This is a genomic window from Fusobacteria bacterium ZRK30 (assembly GCA_024628785.1).
Classification (GTDB): Bacteria; Fusobacteriota; Fusobacteriia; order Fusobacteriales; family Fusobacteriaceae; genus Psychrilyobacter.
This window is the reverse complement of record CP102405.1, coordinates 2269062-2281169: the sequence shown is the minus strand read 5'-3', so window position 1 is coordinate 2281169 and position 12108 is coordinate 2269062. Positions and strand designations below refer to the sequence as shown.

The 12108-nt window shown below is 31.0% G+C and carries 13 protein-coding genes; 4 read left to right on the top strand and 9 right to left on the bottom strand.

The features are described 5' to 3' along the window. The first annotated feature begins 181 nt into the window (after positions 1–181). From NRK67_16085 to NRK67_16070, 4 genes are all read left to right on the top strand, one after another. Positions 182–799: a hypothetical protein gene (locus NRK67_16085; protein UUV18786.1), complete on the top strand. Its 618-nt coding sequence runs from the start codon at positions 182–184 to the stop codon at positions 797–799. 183 nt (positions 800–982) lie between these two features. Beyond that, a complete protein-coding gene (locus NRK67_16080) occupies positions 983–1339 on the top strand; it encodes a hypothetical protein (protein ID UUV18785.1) in 357 nt (118 codons plus the stop codon). 68 nt (positions 1340–1407) lie between these two features. Further along, positions 1408–3996 (top strand): hypothetical protein, encoded by a 2589-nt coding sequence (locus tag NRK67_16075; protein ID UUV18784.1) that lies wholly within the window; start codon positions 1408–1410, stop codon positions 3994–3996. Between the two features lie 9 nt (positions 3997–4005). Then, the gene (locus NRK67_16070) at positions 4006–4845 is read left to right on the top strand and encodes a fimbria/pilus periplasmic chaperone (GenBank protein ID UUV18783.1); all 840 of its coding nucleotides are present in this window, start codon (positions 4006–4008) and stop codon (positions 4843–4845) included. Positions 4846–4955: 110 nt separating this feature from the next. Here NRK67_16070 and NRK67_16065 read toward each other — a convergent pair whose 3' ends face one another. The 9 genes from NRK67_16065 to citC form a co-directional block, all read right to left on the bottom strand. Continuing rightward, positions 4956–5510, bottom strand: coding sequence for a 5-formyltetrahydrofolate cyclo-ligase (locus tag NRK67_16065; GenBank protein UUV18782.1), 555 nt, complete (start codon positions 5508–5510; stop codon positions 4956–4958). Then, on the bottom strand, positions 5503–6087 hold the full coding sequence (locus tag NRK67_16060) for a uracil-DNA glycosylase (protein UUV18781.1): 585 nt from the start codon (positions 6085–6087) through the stop codon (positions 5503–5505). Before NRK67_16060 ends, NRK67_16065 begins: the two co-directional genes overlap by 8 nt. 467 nt (positions 6088–6554) lie before the next feature. Then, positions 6555–7331: an MBL fold metallo-hydrolase gene (locus tag NRK67_16055; GenBank protein ID UUV18780.1), complete on the bottom strand. Its 777-nt coding sequence runs from the start codon at positions 7329–7331 to the stop codon at positions 6555–6557. Between the two features lie 148 nt (positions 7332–7479). Beyond that, complete coding sequence (locus tag NRK67_16050; protein UUV18779.1) at positions 7480–7686, bottom strand: hypothetical protein; 207 nt, start codon at positions 7684–7686, stop codon at positions 7480–7482. Positions 7687–7826: 140 nt separating this feature from the next. Next, the gene (locus NRK67_16045) at positions 7827–8327 is read right to left on the bottom strand and encodes a flavodoxin (GenBank protein ID UUV18778.1); all 501 of its coding nucleotides are present in this window, start codon (positions 8325–8327) and stop codon (positions 7827–7829) included. A gap of 16 nt (positions 8328–8343) precedes the next feature. Continuing rightward, positions 8344–9051, bottom strand: coding sequence for a tRNA threonylcarbamoyladenosine dehydratase (locus NRK67_16040; protein ID UUV18777.1), 708 nt, complete (start codon positions 9049–9051; stop codon positions 8344–8346). Between the two features lie 307 nt (positions 9052–9358). After that, positions 9359–10207: a triphosphoribosyl-dephospho-CoA synthase CitG gene (citG, locus tag NRK67_16035; protein ID UUV18776.1), complete on the bottom strand. Its 849-nt coding sequence runs from the start codon at positions 10205–10207 to the stop codon at positions 9359–9361. Positions 10208–10419: 212 nt separating this feature from the next. Further along, a complete protein-coding gene (citX, locus tag NRK67_16030; GenBank protein UUV18775.1) occupies positions 10420–10941 on the bottom strand; it encodes a citrate lyase holo-[acyl-carrier protein] synthase in 522 nt (173 codons plus the stop codon). Between the two features lie 5 nt (positions 10942–10946). After that, a complete protein-coding gene (gene citC, locus NRK67_16025; protein UUV18774.1) occupies positions 10947–12002 on the bottom strand; it encodes a [citrate (pro-3S)-lyase] ligase in 1056 nt (351 codons plus the stop codon). Positions 12003–12108 lie beyond the last annotated feature (106 nt).

The following is a 12108-nucleotide window of genomic DNA, read 5'->3' as shown; positions in this document are numbered from 1 at the left end:
GGGATTCACTTCTACCAACTAAATTGAACGTTTACTCTGGTTTTAAAAGTGAATGAAAGGGGAGTTGAGCGTTAGATTTTTTATTATAGATAGGGAACAATTTATATGTAAAGCAAGAGAACATCAAGGAAAATACTGAAGTTAAAAGCTTATTGTCTTTTTAATTTCGGAGGTGGGAAAGATGAAAAAATTATTATTGATTGCTGCCATATTAGCTATTGGATCAACTGCATTTGCAGTAACTGAAGGTATATCTTTTAATGGGTTAGGAACTCCTGACACTATGTATACTCCTGTAACTATTAAAAGTAATGCACTTGGAAATGGATTTGGTGACATAACTACTAATGATAACGCAGTACACAATGACAAAGCTGTCAATATATTCAGAGACAAAGGTAGAGGTTGGGAAGATAAAGCTGCTACTCATATTCTTCTTAATGTACTTGAACCTATTAAAATTGAATCTGAAATAGACTTCTTGTATACTCAAGCAGTTGTTGGTGACGGATTAAATATTGGTGATATTGGATTTAGAGTTAAAGGTATGGGACCTGCAGAAATTAAATTTAAATTCTATGGTGGATTATTTAACCTTCCTGGTAAAGTAACTATTAAGGGTCATAATGGTTTCTACCCTATGCAAACACGTACATTAACTCCTGGTATAGAATCTGCATCAAGAATGGTTACATTATATGGTGGAATGAAAGAAATAGAAGTAGACGCATACTTTAATGATGTTGGTTCTGCTGGATTGAAATTTGGTGTTATAGTTGCTAGAGCAGAATACAAATAGTAAGCAATAGGTAAAAAAAACGAGCAGGCTTTAAGCCTGCTTATTTTTTGCTGTTAATTATAGAAATAAATAATAGTTAATTTTTTTAGGATCGAAATTAAAATTTATATAAAAGGAAAATTAAAACTTATTTTGTATTTAAAAATAAGAAGAATTTATTAAATATAGAGGAGATGAATGAATATGAAAAAGCTAATTTTGTTATTTTTTTTGGTTATGAGTTTTACTTTTTCGTTAGAAATTTCAAGTATAGATCCACTTAATTTTGGAACAGTAGTCGAAGGAGATAGAAGTGTTTCATTGACCGATGTAGGGGTTTATGTAGAGGGGAAATCCGGGGGAGTTGTGGAAATTATAGTTCCAGAAGCCTATGATTTAGATGGAAATAAAATGATTATCAGACCCAGAAGAAAAGAGATAAAGTTGGATGGTAATGGAAGGGGGAAGTTCAGATTAGATATAAAATTAGAATTAAACAATATACAAGGACGCAGGACTATTACAGATAATCTATCTGTAAAAGTTAGGTATGCAAATTAGATTCTTAACAGCTGAAATTTTTTTATTTAGATTAAGAATTATCTAAGTCAAAATGTATGGGGGTGAATATGATGGGAAAGAAAATAATTATATTTTTATTATTATGCTCTATAATTTCATTTGGAGAGGAGTTTAAGGGAAGTTATGAAGAGGGGTATATAGAGATAAATGTAAATAAAAAAATCAAATATTCATTTTTTCCCATATATATGGATTATTCTCTAGAAGAACCCTATGTAAGTGTAATGAACTTATTTGCCTTGACCATGGCCAGGGGTATGAAAATAGACAGGGAAAAGAAAGTAATTTATGGCAGGATGGGAGAAAGAGATTATAAGTTTTATTATGGAGATACTAGATATATTACAGGAGAGGAAGATTTATATATAAGGGGGACAGATCTATCTCAGGTATTTAAATTAGAAAGTTACGAATGGAGTACAGAAACATATATTCTTAAGTTAAAAACTAAGTTTAAAACTCCCTATGAGATCTATCTGGAGCAGGAAGAAAGGCTCAAAGGATTGGGGACTGACGGCAAGAAAGGTGTAGATGATGGAGATGTATATTCTCAGGATAGAAAGCTATTTACGCCGGGAGTGCTCCGACCAAGATATACTAATTATAATATAGAAGACGAGGAAGGAACGTTTTCAGCAAGGTATGATACCCACATGTTATACGGTGACTTTACTACCACAGGATTTTTTCATCCGGATACTTATTTGGGATATACAGCTTTAACATACAATGAAATTATAGATGAAAAAAGCATAATTGTAGGAGATGCCTATATGCAGACCTATGAGTTTTTAGGTTCTAAGAATTTAACAGGAATAGCTATTCAAGACTGGAATGGAGTTGGAGATGTAGAGATTGGACAAACGACTATTAGAGGATTTGCACCTTTTAATTCAAGAGTAGAACTTTATAGAAATGGGACTCTATATAAGTTTACTCGGGTAGGAGAAGATGGGACTTATCTGTTTGAAAATATAAATATTCAAAATTATAACGATGTATATACAATAAAAATATATAATTTTGATGGTTCTATAGAGATAAAACAAGTTTCCATGATGAGTGGAAGCAAAATTCTAAAAAAAGGTGAGATAGATTATGGTCTTCTAATAGGAACTTATAGAGAAATAAATGAGGACGAGGAAGAAAAAAAAGTAGATATAGAGGAGAAAGCTGTAGAGGGAAATATTAAAGTTTCCTATGGGTTAACTAATAATCTTACTATAGGAACTGAATATATAAATGATCTTACAGAAAATAGAGAGGGAGAGATTACTTATAATTATCCTACAGAATTAGTGGGATTGAATTTGTATTACACAACTGGTGCAGTGAACTACCCTACATATTTTGAGTTTTCAGAGATCTATGATATGGAGTATGATACTGAAAATAGATATACCCATATAGGGAAGGTAAGACAAAGATTTGGAGGAAATGTACTTTCTCTGGAAGGATATATGTATAGTGATTTTATAGCCTTTTTAGAAGGCTATGAGAACAGGTATATTGCTGATTGGAGAGGGATTATAAACAGGTATTGGGGATATAATTTGAGATATGATAATTTAGATAAATTTGGATATATAGAGGAATATGGTAGTGTTGGTATATATAGGAATAAAGATAAGATCTCTCATGAATTAGGATTGGTTTATCCATTTTCAGAGAACTACGGAACTCCTCAAGTTTATTATAATTATTCTAATAGTAATATTGAAGTCTACGATACCAGTCTTAATTTTGTTGTCCAAATAAACTCTGATTTCGAAGAATTTGAAGATAAAACAGATCTAAAAATAGCTCTTAAAACTGCAGAAAATAATAAAATAAAAGCAGGTATTTTTGTGAAGTATAATAGTAGAAATGAATACGAAGCAGGATTAGAAGCCAGATATAAAGTATTTAATTGGTTAGAAATTGTAGGTTATTTAGTTCATGATGACGAGGAAACGGATTATAGTGCTGGTGTAGACATGGAAAAAACTATTATTTTAGAAAAGCCATTTACAAATAATTCCAATCCATATCCAAGCAGATCTTGGATGGAAGGAAAGGTATTCATGGACGACAATAATAATGATCAATTTGATGAAGGGGAAAAATTGTTAGAAGGTGTAGAGGTAAATGTTGGAAGGAAAAAAGGAGTAACTGGAGCAGACGGTATGTATTTTATAGATAATATCAGTTCCTATGAAGTGAAGGATTTTGAGGTTAATATAGAGACATTGGATCCCATGTTAGAACCGGCCAATGAGAAAAAATATATAAAATTATATCCGGCAACTGGCGGTCATATGGATGTCCCTATCCAATCTATTTCAGTGATAATGGGAGATTTGGAATTCCGCGGTGATACAGTAGATGGAATAAAATATTTTCCTATAATATCTCAGCTTTATATTCAATTAAAGACTCTCGATGGTAAGATTGTAAAGGAACAAAAATTGGAGCCAGAGGGGTTTTATATGCTGGATAAAATTCTTCCTGGGAAATATATCTTAGAGATAGATTACAGGGGAGAAGGTGTTTTAAAATTTGAAGAAAAAACTAAGAAATTGAATATTAAATTAGATAAATATGGAAGTTATTATGAGGATTACAACTTTAAAGTTATCTCTTATGAAAAGGAATAGGTGGTGTTAATGATAAAACGAAGAACTATATTCATATATTTATTGATGATTTCAACGCTATACGCAAATTTTCAGGTAGCTCCTCAAATTCAAAAAATAAGTTTAGACAGACCTGGAACCCAGAAAATTTATCTGAAAAACGGTACCAATAAATTAAAAAAAATAAGAATTTATTCTGAAAGACCTGAAGACCAAAAAACAAAAGATCTCTATATGGGGGATTGGGTAATAGTATACCCTAAAATTGTCTATCTTAAACCTAATAGTAAAAAAGTAATTAGGATGGCTGCCAGACCTCCAAAGGGTCTGGTAGATGGAGAATATAGAAGTCATCTGGTATTTGAGGAAATACCGGTAAAAAAATACAATAATAGTGAGAAAGATGAGGGGAAGGTAGAAGTTAGTTTAGATATAATTCATATATTAGTTTCTACAGTATATGGCTATAGTGGCAAATTAGAGTATGGTGGTGTTTTTGATGATTTTCAGGTTGTTACCGATAATAAGAAAACATATTTAGTATCTAAAATTACAAATACAGGAACAACAGCCTTGGATGTAGTTTATAAGATAATTTATTATGAAAATATGAAAAAATTAAAAGCTGAAGATTTATTGGTGGGAAAGGCAATGAGGGAAAATTATTTTGATTCTGTTGTAGAGTTGAATAAAATTTCTAAAAATGCTAATCGAATGAAGATAGAATATTATTATAGAGTTAAAAGGAAGGAAAAAGAGGTCGAGGAAGGAGAAGCAGAATATAGTGAGTTTAAATTAGGAGAAAAAATTCTTTCTATAGAAAAAATAACCAAAGAAAAGTATTTTAAAGAGTTAGAGAAAAAAAAATAAGGAAGAAATAAACGAAGGAAAGGTTGAAGAGGAAAGTGAAGGGAAAAAAGAAAGTTAAATAAAAAAACTCAAGGATATCCTTGAGTTTTTTTATTTAATAGACGGACTTCTTAATTGGAAGTTTTTTTAAGAGATACTCCCAATAAATAATCTATTTTTTTATCGTGGACTTCCCATGGAACACTTTCATATAATTGAAATTCATAGTAAGGAGCTACGATGAGACCGGAATAATTTTTTAAAAACTTATCATAGTATCCCTTTCCAAAACCTACACGATTACCATCTAAATCAAAAGCTACTCCTGGGATTATAATTAAATCTATTTTTTTTATGTCTATATAAGCTCCGTTGATCTCTTTAATTTTAAAAGAGTTATCATCATTAAATTTTTTAGAATCATCGTAGATAACTCCTGCTAACCCACCATCTTCCAACATTTTTGGCAGGATTAGAGTTTTATCACTCTTTAAAATATGGTTATTTATAAAGTCGGTATCTACTTCACCTTTAAAATTCATATATGACATAACAACTTCAGCCTCGTTATACATAGGAGAGTTAATAAGTACATTAAAAATCTCTTCAGAATATTTTTTAATAAATTCCTTGGATAGGTTATTTCTTTTTTTTAAAACTTCAGATCTTATTTGTTTTTTATCCATGGATATTCTCCATATTTTTTTTGATCTCCTCCATATCTTTCCAAGTGAGCCATTTTGGGCTGCCTTTTTTCTTGTCACTGTTTCTGATTAAAAAATTAGGATCGTAGGTAGGATTTACTTTGATTCCACCATCCCAATCGTAAGTTTTTCCACGGATTTCAGAAATCTTTAATGTATTGTCTCTCAGCAAAAATCGGCTGACCTCCTGGCCTAAGGTAACGATTACTTTAGGATTTAACAGAGCAATCTGCATATCCAAAACATCTGCATAGATCTTTTTCTCTTCCTCTGAAAGGTCCTTTAACCTTAAATTGCACTTTACAATATTGGTAAGATAAAATTCTTCAGGTGACAGGTCGACCAATTCATACAGGTTTTTAAAAAATGCACCGCTGCTGTTAGGAGCCACCCTCAGATTGTCGTCCTCAAAAAGATTAGGATCATCTCCTATAAATAAAAGGTCGGAATTTCTGTTTCCCCCTCCTAATAATACTTTACTGTCTTTTTCACTTTTCTTAAAAATCTTACAGGTATTTATCTCAAAATTGAGTTCTTCCCATAAATTATTAATTTTCATATTTTCCTCCTATCTTTTCTATTTCCGTCAAATAAAAAAATGACGCAGACTAAGTTCTGACTTTTCTTTTGACTTTTAATTTTGAAGTTTATAGTCGTTATGCTTCGGCTGTACTGTTTCTACAATGACGATCCTGTATTACTAACTAAGACCATTAGAAACTTCTTGAACTTTTGCATCTCGTTTTCTTTCTCGCATTTTTATTTTTTTCTAATATTATTAGAGAAAATAAAATAATCGCGACATCTAAGAGACCCGTATTAAAGATGGAATCTTTAGAAGCTTCTTACACTCTCTTCCTCAATTAGGGAGAAAGAATATTTCAACATAGAGTTTCACTGAGCGAGTATACGAATATTAAAATTTCTTCTAGTTATAAAAAATTTTAAATGTATAATTAGAGATACAGTGAGACCTTATCTGTATTATCTCTTTTTTTCTCTGAGTATTTCCGTGTCCAAGTTTTTTTATTTTTTAGATTTATATATTGGGGTAACAGTATTTTGTCTTACGATCTCAAGATCAATATTTATATCATTTTTTATCAATTCAAATTCCACAGTATTATAAGCCAGATCATAGCAGTTACTGTCGTTACTCACATGAACCAAATAAACCTTTTCTAAGTCTTCATGGTATAGTTCAGTTAAAAATTTTGCAGTATCCTCGTTGCAGAGGTGACCATTACGTCCCTTAACACGTGATTTTAGATCCCAGGGGTAATCACAATTCATAAGCATATTGTAATCGTAGTTACACTCAATGATAGCAATTTGAGAGCCTTTAAATTGCTCCCGAACAATGTTGGTAATATGACCTATATCAGTAGCCAAAGTAAGTTTCTTTCCCATGTATTCTACAGAAAAGCCAATAGTTCTTACAGCATCGTGCATAACATCAAATGGGGTTATTAATATCTCATCTAAATAAAATGTACTCTCTATAAAATTTAAATTAGAAGGGTCTATCTTTCCTAATTTATGCTTACAGGCATCGTAGCTTTCCTCGGTTATATAGATAGGCAGGTTATATTTTCTGGATATAATCCCAGCTCCTAAAACATGATCTCCGTGTTCATGGGTAATGAGAAGGGCCTGAATATCACTGATATCTTCTCCTATAACTTCTAATTTTTCTTTTATTTTTTTCCCGCTAAATCCGGCATCGATTAAAATTTTAATATTGTTTATCTCGATAAATATAGAGTTTCCAGAACTTCCACTCCCTAGTATTGATACATTCATAAATTTCCTTTCAAATTAAGTTATTCAATAATTTTTTTAGTTTTACTTTTTCAAATTGACAGTTTTATATTCCCTATATTATATCATAAATTTGAAATAAAAAAAGGCGACTTGTAGTCGCCAAAAATCTATAAAGTTGTTTCTAAAATTATCTATAATTTAAGATAGTATTGGAATTAAAAGATCTTTCCAAAGATAAAAAAGTTTTATCCAGGTCATTGGTGTTTATTTTTATAATCTTATCATTCAACTCGAATAATATTGTATATGTATTGTTAACCTTAGTAATACCACAGACAATAGAGATAGTATCAAACTCAAATACCCATTTATTCTTCCTTGATGAAACTTTCATAAAAACTCCTCCTAGTTATCTTTATTTATATATAACTATTATAACTTCCTAATCTTAATTTGTCAATAAAAACTATCTATATTTTTAGATAGGGTTTGAAATAAAAAAAAGAAGGATTTTCATCCTCCTAAATTAATTTTTTAGTTAAATTCTTTTTTAACAACCTCAAGCCAGTCATAGATCCTGTCAGGAGTCATGTCATCTTGATTTTCTTCGTCTAAAACTAACCCCATAAATTTACCTTCAACGATAGCTTCGCATTCTTCAAAATGATACCCTTCTGTAGAAGTTAATCCAATAATCTTCCCGCCATTTTTAATGATGATCTTATATAAAATTTCTAAAGCTCCTACAAAGGATTCTCCAAATGTAGTCTGGCTTCCTAAACCTACAAGAGCTAAAGTTTTTCCCTTAAGATCAATTTTTTTAAAATCTTCTATAACAGCTTCCCAGTGAGCTTCTAATTCACCAAATCCGTAACTAGGTGTAACTAAGATCAGGTTTTCAAATTCTTTTATTTTCTCGATCCCGTTGGCTACATCAAATATTTCAACCTCATCTCTTAGGTTAAAGTCAAATTCATCAACTACACCGGTAGTTCTTCCTCCGGTAGTACCATAAAATAATCCTATTTTTTTCATCTATATCAACTCCTATTTAACTTTTTATTAGATCTTTAATTACTTCTCCGGCTATAATAAGTCCTGCCACTGAAGGGACAAAGGAGACACTTCCTACATTTACAGCTTTTTCCCTGGAACCATTTGGATTCTTAGGCTTTATGGCAATCTCTGTAGAAAAAACTGTTTTAACTTTTTTTATCCTTCTTTTTTTAAGCTCCTGTCTTATAGTACGAGCCAAAGGACAGACACTGGTTTTACTGATGTCTGAAATCTGTATAGTTGTAGGGTCCAATTTATTGCCGAATCCCATAGATGAGATTATAGGGATATCTCTGTCTTTGCTGATCTCTATCAAAGCTAATTTAGCGGAAACAGTATCTATGGCATCTACAATATAATCATATTTCATATGATCAAATAAAGTTTTGGCATTCTCAGGTGTAACCCTAAGATTATGGATGTTAACTACAGCATTAGGATTTATATCCAGGATACGATCTTTAAATAACTTTGTTTTTTCTTCGCCGATAGAGCTATGTGTAGCTATAATTTGTCTGTTTAAATTAGTGATATCCACAGTATCAAAATCAACTAAAGTTATAGTCCCGATACCTGCACGACTCAATGATTCTATAGTGAATCCTCCTACACCACCTAATCCGAAGACAATTACCGAAGAATTTATTAATTTTTTTGTGTTTTCCTCTCCAATTAGGAGGGACTGCCTGCTAAATTGTTTCATCTTATATTTCTCCTTTTAAAACCTTTTTTTTAGTTTAGATATAAAAATAAGGTATTTAGATTATAAACAATTATATAATATTTGATTTTTTTAATCAAGAATTTAAAAAATAAATAAAAAAAACCACACTTTTCAGTATGGTTTTTTTATTTTGGACTCACCATATTACAATAATTTTACTAGGGAAGAAAAATATTGTGTGAGCCAAACAAGAAATAAGATTATTACTAGGGAAAGAATATTTATTTCTTAAAGTTATTATATTAAAATTTTTTAATAATTGCAACTTAAATTTATTTTTTTTTATTTAAGAAAAAAAAGATTCTTTTAGTTTACTGATAAAAACTGTTAAAGCCAATAGATCTGCACATCCTCCGGGACTAATACCATTTTTTTCATTGTGATAATTTAAATTATTAATCTCAGAGATGTTATCTAAATTATTAAATCCTCCTAAATTTATTAAATTTTCAGAGTTTTTTTGTAAATTTAGAAGGGTATCATAGTCATGTCTATGAAGGATAGTAGTATCTTTACATCGGCTCATAATCCCTAAAAGTGCCTGGACTAAACGATTATTTTGTCCCAATTCTTTGGTAGAATCATAGAGATCCAAGGCGTAGTCAAAAACTATTGGAAATCCCATCTCTGCTTCTCCACGAACTCCGCTAATTCCATACTCTAAAAAGATTTTTTCCCCATGAGTAAGGCTGGTTTTAATGCTGAGATTTTTAAGCTCACTCTCTACTATACCAGTGGTCATATCTTTTATCAGTTTTGAAATCTCACTAAAATCTCCACCATCATATAAAATTTTGCTGCTGGCAGTTATCCCCAGACCTAAAACAAAGATCATCCCCTTATGAGTGTTAACACCATTGGTTTTGCTGAACATAGCCTTCTCAGCTTTTTCACCAATTTTTCTGGCGTCGGCAAAAATTTTATCAATAGGATCGTTAGAATATCCGGCAGAAGCCATCTCTAAAAAATATCTGTTTAGGGCAGTGGTACTGTCTATAAAGGTAAAGTAATCCATATCTGTATGACTTCCAGAAGACACAGGGGAAACTAAACCAAAGGAGGGGAAGCAGGAAACTTCGTAGATCATAGCTTCAGTGGCGAATTCACCTAATTTAAATATTATGTCGTTATACATTTTTAACTCCTTTTATTATTCTAGTCTAGAAAATTATATACACAAGGGGTATCCCCAAGATTTCTACCCGATAAAGATCATTACAGAATTTAAGAACCTTGAAATATTAGTTTATTTTAGAAATATAGAACTTTACAATAAAATTTTATAATGAATAAAAGATTGTAAATATCTAGAATGTGACTAATTGGATGGAACGTCAGATGCCTTTTTTATTTATACCTATCTATATAATTTGCAGTTAAATTTTTATAATCAGAAACCTTAATGTCTATATATTTCAAAATTTCCTCTAAACTATGCTTTTTACTTCTTACACAATTATGGGCAGAGTCGGAACAAATAAAGCATCTTCTTGGAGGAGATCCGAGATCAGTCCGGCTCAAAGTATGGTTTTTCAGATCTAATATATCGATATCTACCAGTCTTCCTAAAGGATGGGTAGTTTCTATATCTACTGTCATTTTTTTTAACTGAGAAGGAGGAGTGTCGATACTTAAAAGATAGACAATCCCTTCAAAGGAATCGATTTTTTTTATATTAATAGGAGAAACCCTAGATAAGATTGTCTCATACATCATTTCTATAATATATGTAGTTGTTTTATTATTTTTATCTATTCCCGGGTAGTTAGCCCGTATTACAAGGAGGGGAAGATTAAACTTTTTAATTAATTCCTCCTGTAAATAAGCACGATTTTCTCTGGCATCTAAAATGTCCATTGGATTTATCATAATAGTTAATGGGGAGTATTAGAATTTATAATTTTCTTAATTACGTCCTTACCCTCCTCTGATCTTAAATAGTTTAGTGTTACTGTTGGAATAAATTCTGAAAGCTTATCCAAAGCTTCCCTGCCCTCTTTTTTTATAAGGTTTCGAACTTTTGAAGCACTTATATAATTTTCAGGTGTAGATATCCACTTTCTGGGGATAACCTCTACTTCAACTCCGTGATTTTCCAGGACATTTACTAATGCTTCATTATAATTTCTTGTGACAGGACAATAGGGTTCCTCTCCAAGCATCCTTTTAGTTATATTAAATTGTTTACAAAAATATTTTGAAAAAACAGTAGCATCTAATTTTGTATATGCACTTAAAACTTTAGTTTCTTCCCTCAAGAAATATGCCGGAAAGGTCGCAGAGGAGATTATATATTTTCCTCCAGGAATAACTGTAACATTTTTTAAGTCTGCCACTCCGTCTTTTACCATGTGATATCTATCTACAAATGGGAAAAGTGATTTATCTTCTTCAACTATAAAGACAAGCACTTCCTCTGATTTTAAGCTGGCTTCTTCAATGAGATGTCGATGTCCCAAAGTGAAGGGATTGCAATTCATAACAAGTGCTGTTTTAGGAATAGAACTATCAATCTCATATAATTTTTTCATAGTAGCCAAGCTTTTATGGATATCATTAAAGCCATACTCTAATAATGTAACCTCTTCTACACTGGCTACAACCTTATAACCGAAGGACTTAAAAGTAGTTTCATAGATTGGTTTTGTAAAGATAAAGGAATGAAAAATTCCCTCTTGAAATAGTCTGTCTTGGATAGCTGTAATGAGGAGATTAGTAATTCCTTCTCCTTGAACCAAATGATTTACAGCAAACCCTTTTAAAACATCTTTAGCTTTTGAGCAGGTAGCAATAATTTTATTCTTATCTCTGATTACAACAGTGTAATCGATATCTTTTTCGTAATCTAATTGAAATGTAGACAGGAAAGACCTAACTTCACTTACTTCTTCTTCATTAGTTAGATGTAACTTTTCAACAATATAAGTCATAATAAAAAACCCCTTTTATTTTATAATTAAATATACCATAGAACAAAAAAAGTGTAAATAAAGGAATATTTGTGTAAAAATAGAATGAAAAAACTGGAAAACAAAT